Genomic DNA, 19,547 nt, shown 5'->3' on the forward strand with positions numbered 1-19,547 from the left:
ATTGCAGATCACATGAAAAAAGGGAAAATATACAAAGTACTGATCTTATTAGGGATCATCGTTTTGCCGGTATGGGTAAAAGCGGACGTTACCTTACCGCGTTTGGTGTCGGATAATATGATCTTACAGCGGGACCAGCAGGTGAATATATGGGGCTGGGCCTTGCCCGGCGAGGAGGTTGTTGTACAATTCAATAACAAAACGGCATCGGTAAAAACCGGTGCGGATAAAAAGTGGCGCATTACTTTACCGGCTATGAAGGCCGGCGGCCCATACAATATGACCATTAAGGCGGGCAATACCATCATCATTAAAAATATTTTGATAGGTGATGTATGGCTCTGCTCAGGGCAATCAAATATGGAGTTCCAGATGATTAAAGTTAAAGATCGCTACAGCCAGGATATCGCGGCTTCGGGCAATTACCCCATCAGGGAGTTTTATGTAAAGCCACACTATAGTTTTACCCCGCTTGCCGATGTGGATGGAACCTGGAAAATTGCTGACCCCGAAAATGTGCTGCGCTTTAGTGCCGTGGGGTATTTTTTCGCTCAAAACTTATATCAGAAATACCAGGTACCTATCGGGATCATCCATTCAAGCTGGCCGGGATCGCCTGCCGAAGCCTGGATAAGCAGGGAAGGTTTGAAAGACTTTCCGAACTATATTGAAACAGCCGATAAATTCAAAGATACGGCCTACGCCGCATCGGTGGTACGCAAAGATAAACAGGTGGCCGCCGCATGGTACGCTAATATTCAAAAGAACGACATAGGGCTTAACGCTCAAGGCAAATCATGGGCAGGGAATGATGCTGATCTATCCGACTGGAAAACGTTAAAGTTTCCCGGTTTTTGGGATACGCAAAGCACCGGCAATATTGATGGTGTGGTTTGGGTTAAAAAAACGATCAACGTGCCGGCATCCATGCTTAATAAGGATAGTTACCTGGAATTGGGCTTGATAGACGATATAGACACCACTTATATTAACGGACAAAAAATAGGTTTTAACAGCAGTAAATACAGTTTGCGTAAGTATAAGGTGCCTGCCGGTTTGTTAAAGGAAGGCGCCAACACCATCACTATACGCATCATCGATAACGAAGGGCAGGGGGGCATAGGCAAAGGTAAAGTATACCGGCTTGCGGATGGGGTAAACAGCATTGACCTTGCCGGTGAGTGGCTTTACAAAATTGGCTATGTATCGCCGCCGTTACCGGTACGCAGTTTTGCCCGGATAGAGTTTACGCCGGGTGTAGACTATAACGGTATGATAGACCCGATAACTCCATACACCATAAAAGGGGTGGCCTGGTACCAGGGCGAAGCCAACGCCAGTAAATTTAAAGCGCCCGAATACCGCAAGCTACTACCTGCCATGATTACCGAATGGCGCAACAAATGGAACCAATCCAGTCTGCCTTTTTTAATAGTGCAGCTGCCAAACTTTATGCAGCCCTCCGCTGAGCCTGCAGAGAGCGATTGGGCCGTACTCCGCGAGTCGCAAACTGTCGTAGCCCGCACATTGCCCGATTGTGGCACGGCCGTCACTATCGATCTGGGTGAAGCCGATGATATACACCCCAGTAATAAAAAGGACGTAGGTATGCGGCTTGCATTAGTTGCCGGGAAGGTTGCCTATAAGGATAACAGGGAAGTGAGCACCGGGCCTGTTTATCAATCGATGGCGGTTGAGGGCGATAAAATTATCCTGTCGTTTGCTGATTCGCGCAGCAAGCTTACCGCCCAAAACGGCGACCTGAACCAGTTTGCCATAGCCGGGAACGATAAGCGCTTTGTTTGGGCAAAAGCAAAAATTGAAGGTAACAAGATCGTCGTCTGGAGCGATAGTGTCGCTCACCCGGTAGCAGTCAGATATGCCTGGGCAAATAACCCGGCCGGATGTAACTTGTATAACCAAAGCGGCTTGCCCGCATCACCATTCAGAACCGACGACTGGACTAATTAACACCAACATGTCAGTTATAAATGAATTGCTTTTTAAAGGCTACAGGGTTTGCTATGCGCTTTTTTCTGTGGGTTTAGCCCAGATAATATGGGGTTTTAAGCAATAATGTTATTTAAATATTACAGGGGGACGGATGAGGATATTGGGTGAATCATAACAACGAATACCAAACCAATTTAACCATTTTATAAATATCATTATGAAAACAAGTCTTTCAAATTTTGAGAGGAGCGGGAGAGAACTGCTTTTTTCTATCGGTATCATTCTTTATGTTTTTGTTAATTCGGGATGTAGTAAGTCAACTCTCAACGTACCGGATCCGGTGAGCGAAGCGACATCAAAGTCGTCTCTGCTATCGGTTAACTCGATCATTACCACCAACCCCGATTTTTTACGCGGGGCAGATGTAAGCTTTGTAACCCAGATGGAAAACGGGGGGAATTTCTTTTTCAACACCACAGATCAGCAGGACCTGTTTACGGTGCTGAAGGAACGTAATATCAACACCATCAGGCTGCGGGTATGGGTTAACCCCGCCGGGCCAAGCTATTACAATGGCATTAATGATGTGATAGCCAAAGCCGTAAGGGCTAAAAACGCGGGTATGAAACTGCTGATAGATTTTCATTACAGCGATACCTGGGCCGATCCCGGGCATCAAACCAAGCCGGCGGCCTGGAGCAGTTATACGCTGTCGGCGCTTCAAACAGCTGTTGCCACCCATACTACCGCCTGTCTCGATTCGTTGATCGCTCATGGGGTAACGCCAACGTATGTACAGGTAGGTAACGAAACCGATGACGGGATGCTGTGGCCTACCGGGCAAATTTCGGCAGGGAATATGGTTAATTATGCGGCTCTTTATAAAGCTGGGTACGATGCCGTAAAAGCGGTCAACAGTTCGATAAAGGTAATGGTGCATTTTTCAAAAGGGTATGATAATACCGCCTGCCGTAATGTGCTGGATGGTTTAATAACCAACGGCGCGGCGTTTGATATCATTGGGATCTCCGTATACCCTTCATCAAACTATACATCTGTTATGGCATCAACCTATACCAATATGCAGGATTTGGTTACCCGGTACGGGAAAGACCTGATGGTTGCCGAATGCGGTTATCCACAGTCTGATCCTAAAAAGGCACAATTAATGATCAATACGCTTCAGAATAACATAGTCTCCCTGTCGGGCAACCACGGCCTGGGCGTATACTATTGGGAACCCGAGGCATATAATCACGCGGCCATAAATAAAAGTTGTTTTAGCGCTACAGGTAAAAACCCCACACTGGCGTTCGACGCGTTTTCGCTGGTGAACAATCCGGGGTTTGAGGTGGATACCATTGGCACCCAAACACCAACCGGCTGGGTAACTGCAGGCAGCAATCCGGAGGCTAATTACACCGAGGCAACGGCCCACAGCGGCAGCTTTAGGTTAACACATTATAAAAATTCCGCTTTTAATGTATCTACCAGTCAAACCATCACCGGCTTAGCCAATGGTACCTACACCTTTCAGGCATGGGTGATCAGCCCTTATGCCGAAACGAGCAACTATATGTTTGCCAAAGATTTTGGCGGTACGCAGATCAATACCAACATACCGGTGGCCGGAGGCTGGCAAAAACTACAGGTAACCAATATCATTGTTACCAACGGGCAATGCACCATTGGTTTTTACACATCGGGGGCAAAATATTGCAGTATGGACGATATCGAATTTTTTAAGCAATAAAATTTAAATGCTGCATTAACGATATTAAAAGTTTGGGGTATCGTTAATGCAGCATTTTATATCGTTCAGCAAAAGACTGATCAATGATGAGTATGTATCTTTTTCTTTTGTTGTTCCAGGAAGTAACAATGTGCAGCACAGGCATGCAACTTATAGTTTTTATGCGCCGTACCGAAGTTATGGCCCTGCGGATCCAGGATCGCGCATTTCTCTTTGTCTAAATCCTTTGTACTCAGAATATTCTCCCCGTTGATGTTGTAGTAACTTCCGTTCTTTTGCGCCTTGCCCAGCTTTTGCCCTTTCGCATCTATTACGTTGCCGTCCCGGTCAATAAAATAAAGTTTCTGGCCTTTGTTGTTCCTGACTATGTTTTCTTTATCAATATAGCCAAGTTGGGTTCCGCCGTGGTCATGAATTCCGCCTTTAGCATTAATAAAGATTTTAAATGTCGTGTCCTTTTTAGCTTGCGCCCAGGCACTAACACCAGTAGTGATGGCCAGCATGAATAATAAGAAATGTAGTTTTTTCATGATTTTTAATAATTAGTGATCTATTTGTTTATTCGCCCAAAAATGAGCGAATAAATACCCTTTCCCAATGACCATCAACAACTTAAAAACTGATGAAGATCACTATTCGGAATAGGGTAGTAAAGTTCTTTTACCTGGGTCATCCCTTATCCATTCCCGCTATAGTCTTTTCATTTCTGCAATTTCCATTGCCCTCCATAGGGTTTTAAGGTATGTACTTATTAAATAACAAAGTACTTTGAAATAAAAAGTAAATTATTATTTTTGCTTCTATATGTGACAGTTATCGAACTGGAATGCAAGCTCCAGTTTATTAAAGGATGAGGCATCAATAAGAAACGATAAGGTTAGTATAATTCAGATGATTTTAAGATGAGTAAACAAACGGATCACTTTTACAACAAATTCTCCTTCTTATATCCGTTGGTGGATGTCTTCCTGAAACCACAAAAGAAAGTTTTATTTAACGAGATCAATAGGTTACCCGAGGGCAGTTTGCTGGAGATTGGTGTTGGCAACGGCGCTCATTTCCAACTTTATAAAAAGCATCAGATCATTGGTATCGATACATCTGCAGCCATGCTTGAAATTGCGAGCAAAAAGAGTTGCGGAAATATCAGGGTTTTCGAGATGGATGGTAAAGCGCTCTTGTTTAATGATCACGAATTTGACTACGTTGTTCTCTCGCATGTGATTGCCGTGGTAGATGAGCCGGCGCAATTATTGGAAGAAGTGTTCAGGGTATTAAAACCGAGTGGACAGGTATTTATTCTTAATCATTTTACCCCCAATAACTGGCTGAGGCATATTGATCGCGCGTTCGGGACGATTTCAAAACTCCTGCATTTCCGATCGGTTTTTTGTATCGATGAAATTGCCACCATCAAAAAGTTTAGCCTGCTAAAAGAAGTTCATTTTGGCTTAGCATCCTATTTCAAACTTTTAATTTACCGGAAAAAGTGAGCAGAAAGTATATTTTTATTTGCGTATCGTTACTCATCAGTTTGTTTATTTACTTGTTTTACCGAACAGACCGTACTGTTGTGAACGAGATCGTGATCCGGATGATTTCATTCGGGACGTATACCATGTTAAAATCACATATTGTTAAGGTATTGCCATTCAATAACATTGTTGTTTATTCCCTGCCTGAAGGTTTATGGGTATTCTGCATTACGCTTACTTCAAAACCGTATTATATTAAGCTGAATAACTGGCGGATGGATTGTGTATTTATTCCGCTTATATTTTGTTTTGGCCTGGAAATATTTCAACTCCTTCACATTACCAACGGACGCTTTGATTTGATGGACATTGGCATTTCTGCCATATTTTGGCTGATTGGAAATTACGCTTTCAGTGATCGATCTGACAAGCAGAATATTTTAACTTCGTTGAACTCAAAAACGATGGTTTGTTTGGCCAGTTACTGCATTGTTTATTTAGCACATGTTATAAAATAGCATAAAATATCACACCGGAAAAAGCATGAACAGAATCAAGAAACACCTGAACAGCTATCCATACTCCATACGTGGGATATGGATGGCATTTAGATATGAGCATAATATGATCTTTCATCTGGCCGCTGCTGTTGCCGTTATGATAGTAAACAGCCTGCTGAAGGTTAACCGAACCGAATGGCTCATTACCCTGATACTGATCGGCCTGGCATGGATGGCCGAGATCTTCAACACAGCTATCGAAAAGTTAGCGGACCGGGTTACCAGGGAACAGGACCCCTTGATTGGACAGGTAAAAGATCTGGCTTCGGGGGCTGTGCTAGTTATTTGCTGTTTCGCGGTTGTATGTGCCGCCATCATTTACCTGCCGTATTTATTCCCTTAGTCTTTAGTCGAAAGTCTGAAGGTCTAAATCAGAAAAGGACCAAATTTGACTTAAGATTTCGGACTAAAGACTTTTGACTTAACACTAACTTAGCCGGACCATAAACGCGTCATCCGGCGCCATACCCTTACTGAGCTGATCAACACTGTTCAGGGTAGTTTCGGCAATTTGGGACAGGGCATCGGCGGTAAAAAAGGCCTGGTGGCCCGTTACCAGCACATTCGGGAAACTCATCAGCCGCTGTATGGTATCATCTTCGATAATACTGCCCGACAGATCTTTAAAGAATAAGCGTTCTTCCTGCTCATAAACATCAATACCCAGATAAGCCAGTCGGCCAGTTTTTAAAGCGGCGATCACCGCGTGGGTATCAATCAGCGCACCGCGGCTGGTGTTGATCAGCGTTGCGCCCTGTTTCATCTGGCTAAGCGTAGCCTCGTTAATGAGGTAGCGGTTTTCCGGTGTCAACGGACAATGCAGGGAAAGGATATCTGCCTGCTGCAACACCTGGTTAAAGGAGCCGTATTGTACACCGGCAGCTACCATGTGCTCGTCAAGCATCAGGTCGTAAGCTAAAACCTTGCACCCGAAGCCCAGCATGATCTTACAAAAAGCCTTACCGATTTTGCCCGTACCGATTACGCCGACGGTTTTACCATGCAGGTTAAAGCCTAACAATCCGTTTAACGAAAAATTTTGCTCCCGCACCCGGTTATAGGCTTTGTGTGTTTTTCTATTGAGTGTTAACAGCATCGCAACCGCATGTTCGGCCACTGCCTCGGGCGAATAGGCCGGTACCCGGCACACGCTGATCCCGTATTGCTCAGCTGCTGCCAGGTCGACATTATTAAAGCCGGCACAGCGCAGGGCTATTACTTTTACGCCTTTCCCGGCTAATATCCCAATCACTTCGGCGTTCAACTTATCATTAACAAATACACATACGGCAAATGTACCCTCATCTACCGCGTTAACGATATGCGGCCCCAGGTGGGTTTCCAGGTATTCCAGCTCAAAACCATAATTGGCATTATGCGTATCAAACGATGCCTTATCATAAGGTTTTGCCGAGAAGAAAAGTATTTTCATGCGATCTGCTATTTCAAATACTCGCTGAAAAACTCAATGGTGCGTTTCCATGCCAGTTCCGCGGCGGCTTTGTCATAGCGCGGTGTGGTGTCGTTATGGAAACCATGGTTAACATTATCGTAAATATAGGCCTGGTATTTTTTACCGTTCGCTTTTAAGGCCGCTTCATAAGCCGGCCAGCCGCCTGTGATGCGGGCATCCAGCGAGGCATAATGGAGCAGGAGCGGGGCTTTAATCTTCGGCACGTCATCTGCTGTGGGTTGACTGCCATAGAAAGGTACCGCGGCCGCCAGATCGGGCAGCCGTACAGCCAGGGTGTTGGCTATGCCGCCACCGTAACAAAAACCAACTACACCAACTTTGCCGTTGCAATCCGGATGATTTTTTAAGTAATGAAAGGCATCTATAAAATTCTCCACCATTTCTTTCGGATCACGTTTGCTTTGCATCGTACGGCCTTCATCGTCATTACCGGGGTAACCACCCAGTGGCGTCAGGGCGTCGGGTGCCAAACTTATAAAGCCTGCCAAGGCAGCCCGGCGGGCTACATCCTCGATATAAGGGTTTAAGCCCCGGTTCTCGTGCACCACAATGATGCCGCCCAGTTTCTTTTTATTATCTTTAGGTTCCGACAGTAAAGCTTTGATGGCACCGCCGCCCTTTGGCGAATCGTATTTGATATACTCAGATTTCAAACGCGGGTCATCCGGTTTAATCTGTACGTTTCCCTGATAATCGGGCATCAGGAAACTCATTAAGGCCGGTACGGTTAGTCCGCCTACAGCGTATAAGGATAGCTTTTGTACAAAGGAACGCCGGTCTAACCGGTTATGGGCATAATCATCATAGAGATCAAACACTTCCTGCTTGATGTCGGCTTTATTAATATCGCTCATAGATAAACGTTTTGATCAAATATAAGCAATTACGCCAATCCAAAGATAAAATTCGCAGGTTTCGCCCTACCGGTGATCCGTTGGCAGCTTTAAAAGGCGGGCGATGAGTAACTGCCATTTATTCAGCTTTTTATCAAATTCAACAACCTTCAGTGCGCTAAGCGGTATCTCAATGTTAATATGGGCGCCGTTATTACTCTCTATGGAAAGCTTGCCGTTAAATTTTTCAACCCTCGACCGGATATTTCCCAAGCCCATGCCGTTCCCGGTTCCTTTTGATGGCGAATTACCGGGGTTTATGCCAACTCCGTTATCGCTTACAGCGATATAAAGCGTTTGTTCATCTGTAAACATCTTCAGCGTTATGGTAGTTGCTTTTGAATGCTTAATGGCGTTGTGCACTATTTCCTTAACTAAAAGGTAGATGGTGCGACGGCTTTGAACAGTGATCTTTAAATCCGGGATCTGATCGGGGAACTCTGAAACCAGATCTATCTCCGCGTGCTCCAGTAAACGATCGATCTGGGCAAAAGTGTAATAGATCAGCATTTCAAGGTTATCGTTACCCACATGGGTGCTCCAGATAACTTCGCGTATTTTTACCGACAAATCGTTAACCATGCTTTTTATCTGGTCAATCTCCGGGCCTGCATGTTCGGCCTTGCCGGCCTTATTAGCCAACGATTGGATGGCAAATACCCCCGATCCAATATCGTCGTGCATTTCAGAACTTATCCGTTGCCTTTCGGCCAGGATCAGTTGTTGCTGGGTATCAAACGCCTTTTTAAGCGACAGCCTTTTACGCAACATCAGCACATAACCATAAAAAACAAAAAGCAGGAAGGCCAAAACAACCGCTATTTTAAAAGCTGTTCCGCGCCACCAGGGTTCTTTAATAGTAAAATTATATTTGATCATACTATCCGCCATTCCCAACCGGGGATCAACCGCGATAGCTTTTAAGGTGTACGATCCCGGCATTAACGACGAGAAGTGAATGGTGCGTTCGCCCGGCTCGGTTGTTAGCCAGGTACTGTCTGTTTTTGTCGCCAGGCAGTATTTAATATAAATTTCACGAGCCTTTAAGTAAGCCGGGATACCGATATTAAACAATACGTTATTTTGCGAGTAGGATAGTTTACTACTGTGGTTTTCTGTTGATATCTGGTTATTCACCTTAACATACAGTAAATAATTTTTCAGTTTTTTATCAAACCTGGTCTTTACCAGCGGGAAATTATCCAAACCTGTTGCCGTAGCTAAATACACCATTGGGCCTATTCCGTCCAAGTCTAACACCTCGGACGCGCTGCGGTCGGGGAACTCGTAATTATCAAGCAGGGCTTGTTTTTGTGTGTTAAAGATCTGTAAAGGCCCCGATCCTAAGATCCATAAATTTTTATCGATAGGTTTGATCTTAAATACCGACTTAGAGAATAGTCCGTTTTGCACAGAGATCTGTTTGATATCGTTTTTTTCGACCACCAACATGCCGTTGCTGATGGTACCGATATACAGCCGGTGATCTGCATACGCTAACGAAGCTGCGTAAACCTGTTCGTTATTAAATAAAAAGGGCTTCATGCCGTTTTTGTCGATTTTAAATAAGCTGTTTTTTATCGCAACAAACAAGGCGGCCTGGTCCGGGAAATAGGCTAACGTGCGGCTGCGTAACCGCAGGTAAAAATAATTATCGGCCGGGCTGTATTTAAAGATATGGCCAAACGCGGCGGCGATCTGCTGGTTCAATCGGTCAGATTTTTCCTTAGGTATTACATAAAGGCCGCTGGTTGATGCAATATAAATAGCTTTATCATCGTAACACAGTTGCTTTACGGTTTTAATGCTGGTTAACTCGGTAACTGTTTTGGTGAGCAGGGCGATCTTATACGTAGCCAGCGACGACGCGATGATATATTCATCCGGATTAATGGGGGCAATGTAGTTAATGGCCCCCCCGGCAGGTGTTAGCCTGATCTTAAAAACGGTACTTTTTGAAACCGGATCATACAGCATCAGGCATCCTTTTTGCGTGCCCAGCAGTAGCCCGTTTTTGTATTTTTTGATACTAACCACCAGGTCGTCGGGATCTAAAGCCGGTAATGTTGTTTTATTGGCAATATCATTTTTGTATTGGGTTAATAGCCCGTAGTATAAACTGCAGAACCATTTATTGCCTTCGTGGTCGGTTACAATATCAGATAAGTTATACCCTTTTATTTTCTCCCCGGTTTTTAAATTGTAGCTGTAATTGTTGGTGTTAATCCATTGATTATCGGGTGCGATAGCTATGGTATTGATGAAAGTGTTAAACGCTATTTGCCCGCACTGTTTAACGGTATCGTTTTGCAGCAGCAGTTTTTTTACCACGCCTGTGGGGTTAACCATCATGTATACGGTATCGCGGTAAGTATTTTGGGCCAACTGGTAAACATTACCCTTCATTTCCTGGTCGCCGGTATAGGTTATTTTTTTCAGACCGCTTGCCGGGGTATAGGCATACCAGGTTTGGTCGCCGCGTACCAGTACCCGGTTTTGTAATACCGCCAGGCTTGATGTATAAGTATTGCCGATGTATTTTGCTGTTAAGTTTTGGGTGTTCAGCACAAACAAGCCTTTATCTGATGTGGCCAAAAGCTGGTTGTTAAACAGGGCCATCCGGGGGAAGTTGTGCTCGTTTTTGTAATCATAACTTTCTACCAGCGTAACCGTTTCATGCTCGATATAAAAGATCTGTCCGTTGAAGTTGTTGAACCAGATGCGGCCGTAACCATCTTCCAGCAGATTGGTGCAGCCTAAGGAAATTTGGCGGGGGTGACTGAAATGGGTAAAGTTAACACCATCGTACCGGCTTACGCCATAATCGCTGGCTATCCATATAAAGCCATGCCGGTCTACATGCAGGTCGTAGATCTCTTTGGTCGGGAAGCCGGGGACTTGTTTTGTCTGGCTGTCCTGGGCCTTTAAACCTGCACAAGTGAACAGTATAAGAAAGGTTAAACTAATTTTAATTAAAAAGGGCTTGTGCATATGAGCAACTGAATGACCCGTAAATGTAGTTGTTTAAAATATAAAAGTAAAGGTGGGCAGGAGGATGGGAATAGTTTTGATATCGTGTACGATATTTCATTCTCTGTCTGCCTGTCCAAGCGTTCCGCTTGGACACATAGTAGTTTTAAGCGTCCCGCTTAAGCTACTATAATAATTTAAGCGGGACGCTTAAATTATTTTGCATTCAAGCGGCACGCTTGAATGGGCGGGGTAAAGGTGGGTAAGAGGATGGATAATTTTCATATCGCATATGACATTTCATTCTACACGCGGCACATCTTGCTCCATCAAAGCTTAATTTGTTGTAACCTTTTTTTATTGGTTGAGTATTATAGGCAAACCCATGAAAAATTTATATGAATTTATTTTTTTACAAAGCCAGCACATTAAGTTTTCTTTTGCTTTTAAGTTTAATTTATCAAAGTTCTGCGCAGGCTGTTTCTGGCAGGGTAATAGAAACCGGGGGTAGGGGAATTGAAAGTGCAACTATAACAGTTTTAAATGCTGCAGACTCAACCGTGGTAAAATATGGGGTAAGTAACAAGGAAGGCTATTTCGAGCTCACTAATTTAAATAACGGCGTATTTACCGTTAAGGTTTCGTGCATAGGCTACAATAATCAGTTGTTAAACAATATTACATTTAACGGCTCTTCTGTTAAATTAACTGATGTTATTCTCAACAAACAATTGAAAGAGCTAAAGGAAGTCGCCATTGCAAGTACACGTCCTGTTCTTGAACGAAAGGTTGATCGGTGGATATTTAACCTGAACAACACGATAATGGCAAATGGCTCGTCCCTCTTTGAGGCTTTGCAGGTGGCGCCTTTTTTAAAGGTATCCGACAATGGCGTTTCTATGGTGGGCAAAGGCGGTATGGGCGTTATGATAAATGAGAAAATAATTTATTTAAGCGGAACAGACCTGACTAATTATCTGAAAGCTCTCAGATCTGAAGGTGTGGAAAAAATCGAGATCATTACCAACCCGCCCGCAAAATATGAGGCCCAGGGCAATGCCGGCCTGATTAACATTGTTTTAAAGAAAAACGAATCTTTAGGCTGGCGCGGGTCATTAAGTTCGACATATCGGAAGGCCGTCTACGCCTCCTATAACAACAATCTCGCCCTTTTTTTCCGCTCAAAAAAAATTAACAGCTCTTTTACATTTAACCAATCACGTTATCATAATATACTGAACGATTGGCTCAATATAATTGGGAACCCCAGTCAAATACTTAGTAACGAGCAACGTATATCAATTACACCAGGTTTGCAGGCTGGTTTAAGTATAGATTATGAGTTAAACAAGCACAATAACATCGGGTTTATTTATAATATTTCACACAGCAAAGAGAAGGATACCTATGTTAATAATTATAGCTATGGTACGGGCAATACTGTCGATTCGGTTTTGAACACTAAAGGCGAAATGTCAAGGCCATTATTTGCACAGACCTTAAATATATATCACGATTTAAAGATTGATTCGGCCGGAAAGAAATTAAGCAGTTCTGTTAATTTTTTCACGAACAGGCCTGAAGTAAGAAATAGTTTTGTTTCTGAATCTGCAAACACCTATGCTTCAGTTCAAAATAATAACTTGTCAAAATACAATATCTGGTCTATTCAATCAGATTTAACATTGCCTTATAAATGGGCTAAAATAGAAACAGGCGCTAAGTTTGCCAACTATGATAATAAGGCCAGCGTAGCATATTATAATAATGTCAACGATAATCTCCTGCTGGACCAAACGCGCAGTAACGATTTCGATTATACCGAAAAAAACCTGGCCGCGTATTACAGTATGGCATCTGAACTATCAAAAAAATGGACGGCCAAGGCAGGATTGCGTTATGAGTACACAATGACGGATGGTTATTCGCCTACTTTAAACCAGCGTAATAAGCGTAATTATGGTGCCCTATTCCCTACGGCCTATATCGTTTACAAAGCTGACGGAAACAATGTTTTTTCTTTAAATTATTCGCGACGGATCAACCGCCCGGGCCTCAGTTCCTTAAACCCCTTTGACTATTATACAAACATTTATACTTATGCTACCGGCAATCCACTGCTATTACCTTCATACAGTAACAATTTCGAACTTAATTACCTATATAAAAGCATGTTTTCTTTTACTGCATTTACACAACACGCCAGTGATGTAAATTCATTACTTACAACGATTGAGGGGCCATTAGTGGTTTCAAGCAGAGGAAACTTTTTAACACGGGATAACGTGGGGGCCTACATTTCCTTTAACCGGGCATTTTTTAATTGGTGGGAAAACAGCAGCTCAGCCTCTTTTTTTTATTCATCCTCAAAATCCAAAATAGCAGCGATTCCCATCCAAAACGGAACCTCTGCATCGTTTAGCGTCAATAATAATTTCAAGGCAACTAAACTGTTAAATTTCTACCTGAACTACAGCCAAAGCCTTCCCTCAACCAGTGGAAATACTTATACATACAGTCAACGTGATTTTAGGGTGGGGGCCAGATTAAAATTGCTTAACAATAATTTGATAATCAACCCATCTTACTTTCTGGGTACGGTAAACAAATATGATGCACGTTTTAGCCAATTTGTGCAGACAGAAAGAACGGACTATCATTATAAAACCTTCAGTCTTGGTGTTACCTACTTATTCGGAAGATCAAAAGTTTCCGGAAACAACAAGAACATATCTTTTGATGAGCAAAGAAGAGCTCAATAGTAACATGATTTTAAAGTCCCTGCCCGTCCAGGCGTACCGCTTGGACATATAGAAATTTAAGCGGTATGCTTAAACTAAACTTTATAATTTAAGCGGCACGCTATATTATCTTGCATTCAAGCGGCACGCTTGAATGGGCGTGGTACATTCTTAATAAATTTGATAATTAAGATGTGTTTCTATGGATAGCAGCGTTTAAATAAATGACTACTTATTCACGTATACCACCCCATCCTTCATTACAAAATGGATATTCAAAATGGCGTGTATATCCGTATCAATATTGTCGTCCACGGCAATAATATCAGCAAGGAAGCCGATTTTGAGCGCGCCGATTTTGCCGGACATATTAAGCTGCTTTGCTGCGTTCACGGTTGCAAACTGGAGGATTTGCGGGATACTTACCCCTTCTTCCTGATAACCAATGAGCATATGTTTAGACCAAGCCGCATAAGGCATCTTTACGTCAATGTAATCGTCCGAGCCGGCAGCTATTATAACGCCATATTTGAGGGCGCGTTGCAGCCGGCTGGCCTGGGCATTTAGCATTTTTTTTATTTGCGGCCCAGCGTTTTTGTCATCGGGGTAGGCAATCTTTACATAGTTTGCGAAAATAGTACTGTCGCCGTCAGTTGGCACCAGTATAACTTTCTTTTTGGCCATCATAATAAGCGTACTGTCCGCCACTTCATAGCCATGTTCAATGCCGTCGACCCCGGCAATTATAGCGTTGTAAACGGCCTGATTATCAGTAGCGTGAGCGGTTACACGAAGGTGATAGCGATGCGCTTCGATAACTATTGCCCGCATCTCGTCAACCGAAAGTGCGGTACGGTTAGGTGTATTGTTGGAATAAATTTTTATCACGTTTACCCCTTGAGTGACATTTTCACGCACTGCCTGAATAGCGTCGAAAGGGCTGGTCACTATTCGGTATTCATCATTTGCGATACCGCGATGCTGGTAAATCAGCCCAGGCAGTTGACCGCCCTCGCTGGAAAGTCCCTGCCCGGCACAGCTCATACGTGGCCCAATGACCAAACCATCCTCAATAGCCTTGCGCAATGCGATATCGGCAAATTTGCCCGAGTTGCCCAAATCCTGCACGGAAGTAATGCCCGCCTCTAAATAGGCTTTGGCCCTTACAGCCCCATAAATGGCCCGGTAAGCATCACCCTGCTGAGTTAAGACCTTTTCTAAAGAAAGGGTCGAAAAGTCCATGCCTGGCTGTAACTCTTCCCGAAAAAGCAGGTGCGTATGCGAATCAATAAGACCCGGCAAAATAGCGTATTTAGAAAGATCAATCAACTGATGATCTTGCTTTTCATTGGCTGTAACGTCCTTGTCGGGCTTAACGCCTTCTATCCTGCTGCCATCAACCAACACATCCAAACCAGTTTTAAATGTTCCCGTTTCGCTATCAAACAGTTTACCTGTTTTAATGAGATACTTATGGCTGATTTGTGCTTTGGAAAAGTATGGAAGTACTAACAGGGCGAGGAAAATTGTTTTTTTCATGTATAAATATAAGAATTGGTATAATTAAAGAAGTCCCCGCGAATAAGCCTTATAATACAAGAGGCAAGGCATGCTGCATTCCTGTTGCCGTTCTTGTGGTGCCAGATGAATTCAGAATCACGATAATTATACTAAATCTTTGACCCGTTCCAAAATATTTAGTTACAAAGAAGAACAAGAAATCCATCATAATCCGCCCGTCCAAGCGTGCCGCTTGGATATATAGCAATTAAGCGTCCCGCTTAAACTAAATTTTATAATATTAAGCGGGATGCTTATATTATCTTGCATTCAAGCGGCACGCTTGAATGGGTGGGTGCCTTTATAAAAGAGATAAATATGTGGATTTCAATTAATTTTGTAATTTGCAGTCTAGACCTCACTAATCATGAAACAAACTAGTCTATTATTATCCGGAGGCCCTGATTCTGTGACTCTGGCATATCATCTAGTCAGACAAGGGTATAAAGTCAATGCGCTTACATTCCTTCATCATCCTCGCGGTACAAATGCAGACGAAGTAGGATCGGCAGAATTTTTTGCAAAAAAATTAGAAATCAGCCACCAAGTGTTCGATGTGTCAATGCTTGTCAATATTTATGGGAATAATCCGGCATTTAAATTCTCTTTAGGTGGTGCCAAAGATTGTATTCCCAATGGGTTGCAGCAAGCACCGTTAAGTATTCACCTTATGTTAATGATAGCGGCAATGAACTCTGTGGCCAATGAAATTTACAGTTTAAATTGGGCTGTTCATCAAGATGATTTTATCAACCTTACAGAAACAGAGTTTGAAAAAACTAAATATTTGGTAACGGAATTAATTGCCGACGAAATTGGTCAGTCATTTGAAATATTGACTCCTTTTCAAAAACTTCACAAACAGGACATATTTAGTATGGCAAAGGATTACAACATTGCTATTAATGAAACGGTTAGTTGCTTCTCGTCTATAAATGGAATAACTTGTGGTAAGTGCATCAAATGCATTGAAAGAAAAAATGCGTTGGAAAACGATAATGTTTTTTTAGAACAGGTATGGCTCGCAAAATAAACATTACGAAATTACGGCCAACGGATGTGGCCGAACTTATTGAGGGAAATTATAAAATCATCAGGTCTGATTTTGGGCATTTGTCGGACGACAAAACAGAACTGCTGGGCTTTATAACGCAACCGAGCGTAATTGCGGCAGTCGGCATGATAGCGTGGTTAGTTATTCACGTGGTTTTTATTCATGGGAAATATACTTATGATGAACACCATCCTGAGATCAATCAATTCCGACAATATATATCTTTTCTTTTGAATAGTAACTTTACCTATATTTTTCCCGTTCCGGCATTTGTAGGTATATGCAAGCTATTGGCAAATAGACATAATAATAAAATTCGTACAGCAAACGAGATTTAATGAAAATCAAGGATATAGCAAAAAAATTTCACATCCAGATTATCGAACCAGCAGGCCATACGCTACATGCTGAGGTTGCTTCCCTAAATTCGTCTGGTCACAACGGCAATATTTTGTTTAATCTCAAGCCACTTAATCATCTCAATGTGATACATTTTGCATTATTTTCTTATTTAAAAGTATTTTCAGAGAATAATTTTAAATGTACGATTATACTGCAGGATCTAATAACTGCCAATGGGGATTTTCACAATGAGATCAACACACCAGATGAAGCAAATCAAGCGATGAATCTTTTGTTTAACCGTATTAAAATATTTGTCGGAAAATTAGACAATATCGAGATCATTCCTGAATCTAGCTTGCTGAGGTTATATAACCGTGGGCACAGAAAATTTTTTTATGATCTCATCAAATTATCCAGCATCGCTGATAAGACGATTAACAGTAGTCAGGTTATTAAATCTTTTGATCATATTGACTCGTTGTGTTGCCTATTATATGAAGCTTTCATTAAACCTAATTATGTTGTAACTGGAGGTTCAGAATTAGAAACAGTGTGGTATCAGCTTCGGAAGCGTGGAAACTTAACGCCAATTTTTGGTGATGGCTATCGTTCTCCTATCATGCTTGCCCTACCTCCTCTTAAAAAATTTGACCAAGATGAATTAATATCTACGCTTGACACTTTCGATCCTTTTTGCGAAACCTTTTCTCTGGAAGATGACTTTAGTTTGTTAGATGGTTATGCCAACAAAGTTACTTTACTCAACCGAGAGGTAAATCTTGTGGGAAGTAGTGAACCGCTAGAAATTATAAAACGGTTTAGATCTATAATGTACAATTAAAGTGTGTTGTAATGTTAGACAATACATTCGTCATCGAATCATTCAGTAGTTCTAAAGAACAGGAATATTATGCAACCGCAACTACCCAATTGGGCCTATGGTCATCAGAAAAGCTTATTTTTACTAAATATCTTAATTTTGACGATCACATTCTTGACATAGGCTGCGGCACAGGGAGGGTTAGTTTTGGATTACATCAACTGGGGTACCTAAATATCGTCGGTTCAGATTTGACTCCAAAAATGATTGAAGCAGCTGTCCGCATTGGCGCTGAAGCAAAGGCCAATATTCCTTTTTTTCAAATCAATTCCACGGATCTTCCATTTTCTGATGCTCAATTCGATGCCGTCATCTATGCATTTAACGGATTAATGATGATTCCTGGAAATCAAAACCGTATTGCAGCGATAAAAGAAATCGCAAGAATATTAAAACCAGAAGGTTATTTTATTTTTACAACTCACGATAGGCATAGCAAGCCGGAATTTGACGATTTTTGGAAATCCGAGCATGAAAGGTGGCAAATAGGGAAAAACGACCAGAGATTTGATCAGTTTGGCGACATCCTTTTCAAAAATAAAGATGCCCTCGATCAGTTTATTCACATTCCTACCCAAGAAGAAGTTTCGGCGTTATTTGTGGCACACGGATTTCGGCTTGTCTATAAAGAATTTCGTGAACATATTGCCCCTGAAATATCTTCTGTAAAGCAATTCGCTGACGAGTGTCTCTTTTGGGTAGTTGTTAAAAACTAGAATCGCTAAACGACTTGTCGAGTCATTTATATATTAACTTGGGTTCTTTTAGAGAACCTACGCAAGCATCCTACACTCCTTATTCGTCACAATATTCTCTATCTGGGTCAACTGTTCGGCGCTGAGCTGTTTTAAATTTTCCTGGCTCAGGATGGTATTGTTAATTTGGATATAGTTGGTTTGTCCGTTCACCACGGTGCCGGTATGCGGCTTGTTAATGGCGCCAACCATTTCAAAATAAAGGCGGGCGGCTTTCATGTCGCCGTTGCTGGCAAACGTAAATACCTTAGCCAATACATTGTGCGACATCAATTTAAATTGTTCCCTTTCTGCTAAATACTCCGGGTGCGATTTATAATCCTTAACGTGTTTGGCCACCGTTTGGCGGCTAAGGCCCGTCGCTTCGGCCAGGGCGTTTTTGGTGGGCATGGTGCCATGTTGCCGCATATAATTGGAGAGGGCGTTACTAATAGCCTCATGGTTATATTCCCAAACGGCAGTATTCATGTCGTCGGCAAATATCGGGCTAATCTTTTCCAAAAAGTTATCCCTTTCTGCGCCTTTTAAGTCCTTCAGTATACGGCTCGCTGTTTCTCCCAAATAGGTGCGTTCGGCTTTGCTGAAGTTTTGAATATCTTTTAAAGTGATCTTTTGTTGGGAGAAGAGGTTGTCAACTTTCCTGCGGGAGGCGGTAAGATCAGTACCGGTTGGTGATTTTGTTTTCATCGTGATCTTTATTTTAGAGTTTATAAAGATACGGAATATTATTGAATAATGCTAATTTTATTAGTATTTAAAATGGTATTTTTATGTTAACCCCTAAAAGTAGTTAATTATTTGATTTTTAATAAGTTAAAGACAGTTAAAATTGAATTGTGTTAAGTCGTGTTAACCCCCTAAACATTTGCATCATGTCATGCCGAACTTGTTTCAGCACCCCATCAATCAGGTCAGATTACAACAGTGGCCACCTTGCGTGTGGAGTACCGAAACAAGTTCGGTATGACTTAGTGGTGATGCTGCATTGGCGACTAAACCCCTCCCTGCCAACGCACAGTCCATCGCGCCCCTCCCCATGGGACGGAACTGTTTTAAATCGAAAAGCCCGCTCCTTATCAGGGCAGGCTTTTGTTTAAAGTGGAGGCGAGGGATTTTTCGCTCCCGCAGCCCAAG

The 19,547-nt window shown here is 42.5% G+C and carries 16 protein-coding genes; 10 read left to right on the forward strand and 6 right to left on the reverse strand.

The features are described 5' to 3' along the window. The first annotated feature begins 12 nt into the window (after positions 1-12). Together AC07M6_RS03290 and AC07M6_RS03295 are read left to right on the forward strand one after the other, a co-directional pair. Positions 13-1,971 carry a sialate O-acetylesterase gene (locus AC07M6_RS03290; RefSeq protein WP_494887485.1) on the forward strand — a complete coding sequence of 653 codons (1,959 nt, stop codon included), beginning with the start codon at positions 13-15 and terminating at the stop codon, positions 1,969-1,971. A gap of 199 nt (positions 1,972-2,170) precedes the next feature. After that, positions 2,171-3,706: a glycoside hydrolase family 53 protein gene (locus AC07M6_RS03295; protein ID WP_494887486.1), complete on the forward strand. Its 1,536-nt coding sequence runs from the start codon at positions 2,171-2,173 to the stop codon at positions 3,704-3,706. Between the two features lie 80 nt (positions 3,707-3,786). Here the strand turns inward: AC07M6_RS03295 and AC07M6_RS03300 are convergent, their stop codons facing one another. Next, on the reverse strand, positions 3,787-4,236 hold the full coding sequence (locus AC07M6_RS03300; RefSeq protein WP_494887487.1) for a hypothetical protein: 450 nt from the start codon (positions 4,234-4,236) through the stop codon (positions 3,787-3,789). Positions 4,237-4,608: 372 nt separating this feature from the next. Between AC07M6_RS03300 and AC07M6_RS03305 the strand changes: the two genes are divergently transcribed. From AC07M6_RS03305 to AC07M6_RS03315, 3 genes are read left to right on the forward strand one after another with little or no spacing between them, the layout of a single operon-like run. Then, positions 4,609-5,199 (forward strand): class I SAM-dependent methyltransferase, encoded by a 591-nt coding sequence (locus tag AC07M6_RS03305; protein ID WP_494887488.1) that lies wholly within the window; start codon positions 4,609-4,611, stop codon positions 5,197-5,199. Beyond that, positions 5,196-5,699 (forward strand): hypothetical protein, encoded by a 504-nt coding sequence (locus tag AC07M6_RS03310; protein WP_494887489.1) that lies wholly within the window; start codon positions 5,196-5,198, stop codon positions 5,697-5,699. Before AC07M6_RS03305 ends, AC07M6_RS03310 begins: the two co-directional genes overlap by 4 nt. Positions 5,700-5,724: 25 nt before the next feature. Then, positions 5,725-6,084, forward strand: a complete 360-nt coding sequence (locus AC07M6_RS03315; protein ID WP_494887490.1) for a diacylglycerol kinase family protein — start codon at positions 5,725-5,727, stop codon at positions 6,082-6,084. Between the two features lie 84 nt (positions 6,085-6,168). On the opposite strand, the gene AC07M6_RS03320 is transcribed toward AC07M6_RS03315, so the two are convergent. The 3 genes from AC07M6_RS03320 to AC07M6_RS03330 form a co-directional block, all read right to left on the reverse strand. Further along, positions 6,169-7,173: a 2-hydroxyacid dehydrogenase gene (locus tag AC07M6_RS03320; RefSeq protein WP_494887491.1), complete on the reverse strand. Its 1,005-nt coding sequence runs from the start codon at positions 7,171-7,173 to the stop codon at positions 6,169-6,171. An 8-nt stretch (positions 7,174-7,181) separates the two neighbouring features. After that, positions 7,182-8,069, reverse strand: a complete 888-nt coding sequence (locus tag AC07M6_RS03325) for a dienelactone hydrolase family protein (RefSeq protein ID WP_494887492.1) — start codon at positions 8,067-8,069, stop codon at positions 7,182-7,184. 66 nt (positions 8,070-8,135) lie between these two features. Next, the gene (locus tag AC07M6_RS03330) at positions 8,136-11,099 is read right to left on the reverse strand and encodes a sensor histidine kinase (RefSeq protein WP_494887493.1); all 2,964 of its coding nucleotides are present in this window, start codon (positions 11,097-11,099) and stop codon (positions 8,136-8,138) included. Between the two features lie 377 nt (positions 11,100-11,476). Between AC07M6_RS03330 and AC07M6_RS03335 the strand changes: the two genes are divergently transcribed. Beyond that, entirely contained in the window at positions 11,477-13,840 is a 2,364-nt protein-coding gene (locus AC07M6_RS03335; protein ID WP_494887494.1) for an outer membrane beta-barrel family protein, read from the forward strand. A gap of 207 nt (positions 13,841-14,047) precedes the next feature. On the opposite strand, the gene AC07M6_RS03340 is transcribed toward AC07M6_RS03335, so the two are convergent. Beyond that, positions 14,048-15,358, reverse strand: coding sequence for an amidohydrolase family protein (locus tag AC07M6_RS03340; RefSeq protein ID WP_494887495.1), 1,311 nt, complete (start codon positions 15,356-15,358; stop codon positions 14,048-14,050). Between the two features lie 388 nt (positions 15,359-15,746). Here AC07M6_RS03340 and AC07M6_RS03345 point away from each other — a divergent pair, with 388 nt between their 5' ends. The 4 genes from AC07M6_RS03345 to AC07M6_RS03360 are packed head-to-tail and all read left to right on the forward strand — an operon-like array spanning position 15,747 to position 18,374. Then, positions 15,747-16,412, forward strand: a complete 666-nt coding sequence (locus tag AC07M6_RS03345; protein WP_494887496.1) for a 7-cyano-7-deazaguanine synthase — start codon at positions 15,747-15,749, stop codon at positions 16,410-16,412. 26 nt (positions 16,413-16,438) lie between these two features. Next, complete coding sequence (locus AC07M6_RS03350; RefSeq protein WP_494887497.1) at positions 16,439-16,771, forward strand: hypothetical protein; 333 nt, start codon at positions 16,439-16,441, stop codon at positions 16,769-16,771. Then, the gene (locus tag AC07M6_RS03355; protein WP_494887498.1) at positions 16,771-17,619 is read left to right on the forward strand and encodes a hypothetical protein; all 849 of its coding nucleotides are present in this window, start codon (positions 16,771-16,773) and stop codon (positions 17,617-17,619) included. Before AC07M6_RS03350 ends, AC07M6_RS03355 begins: the two co-directional genes overlap by 1 nt. 11 nt (positions 17,620-17,630) lie before the next feature. Further along, positions 17,631-18,374, forward strand: coding sequence for a class I SAM-dependent methyltransferase (locus AC07M6_RS03360; RefSeq protein ID WP_494887499.1), 744 nt, complete (start codon positions 17,631-17,633; stop codon positions 18,372-18,374). A gap of 57 nt (positions 18,375-18,431) precedes the next feature. Here AC07M6_RS03360 and AC07M6_RS03365 read toward each other — a convergent pair whose 3' ends face one another. Further along, the gene (locus AC07M6_RS03365) at positions 18,432-19,100 is read right to left on the reverse strand and encodes a hypothetical protein (protein WP_494887500.1); all 669 of its coding nucleotides are present in this window, start codon (positions 19,098-19,100) and stop codon (positions 18,432-18,434) included. Positions 19,101-19,547: the final 447 nt, after the last annotated feature.

The organism is Mucilaginibacter sp. GW821-FHT07H05, from assembly GCF_059418485.1.

What these genes read in the sequence shown, in the direction of transcription:
- AC07M6_RS03290 (WP_494887485.1), top strand. Translation starts at nt 13, where the DNA reads ATGAAAAAAGGGAAAATATACAAAGTACTGATCTTATTAGGGATCATC.
- AC07M6_RS03295 (WP_494887486.1), top strand. Translation starts at nt 2,171, where the DNA reads ATGAAAACAAGTCTTTCAAATTTTGAGAGGAGCGGGAGAGAACTGCTT.
- AC07M6_RS03300 (WP_494887487.1), bottom strand. Translation starts at nt 4,236, where the DNA reads ATGAAAAAACTACATTTCTTATTATTCATGCTGGCCATCACTACTGGT.
- AC07M6_RS03305 (WP_494887488.1), top strand. Translation starts at nt 4,609, where the DNA reads ATGAGTAAACAAACGGATCACTTTTACAACAAATTCTCCTTCTTATAT.
- AC07M6_RS03315 (WP_494887490.1), top strand. Translation starts at nt 5,725, where the DNA reads ATGAACAGAATCAAGAAACACCTGAACAGCTATCCATACTCCATACGT.
- AC07M6_RS03320 (WP_494887491.1), bottom strand. Translation starts at nt 7,173, where the DNA reads ATGAAAATACTTTTCTTCTCGGCAAAACCTTATGATAAGGCATCGTTT.
- AC07M6_RS03325 (WP_494887492.1), bottom strand. Translation starts at nt 8,069, where the DNA reads ATGAGCGATATTAATAAAGCCGACATCAAGCAGGAAGTGTTTGATCTC.
- AC07M6_RS03330 (WP_494887493.1), bottom strand. Translation starts at nt 11,099, where the DNA reads ATGCACAAGCCCTTTTTAATTAAAATTAGTTTAACCTTTCTTATACTG.
- AC07M6_RS03335 (WP_494887494.1), top strand. Translation starts at nt 11,477, where the DNA reads ATGAATTTATTTTTTTACAAAGCCAGCACATTAAGTTTTCTTTTGCTT.
- AC07M6_RS03340 (WP_494887495.1), bottom strand. Translation starts at nt 15,358, where the DNA reads ATGAAAAAAACAATTTTCCTCGCCCTGTTAGTACTTCCATACTTTTCC.
- AC07M6_RS03345 (WP_494887496.1), top strand. Translation starts at nt 15,747, where the DNA reads ATGAAACAAACTAGTCTATTATTATCCGGAGGCCCTGATTCTGTGACT.
- AC07M6_RS03355 (WP_494887498.1), top strand. Translation starts at nt 16,771, where the DNA reads ATGAAAATCAAGGATATAGCAAAAAAATTTCACATCCAGATTATCGAA.
- AC07M6_RS03360 (WP_494887499.1), top strand. Translation starts at nt 17,631, where the DNA reads ATGTTAGACAATACATTCGTCATCGAATCATTCAGTAGTTCTAAAGAA.
- AC07M6_RS03365 (WP_494887500.1), bottom strand. Translation starts at nt 19,100, where the DNA reads ATGAAAACAAAATCACCAACCGGTACTGATCTTACCGCCTCCCGCAGG.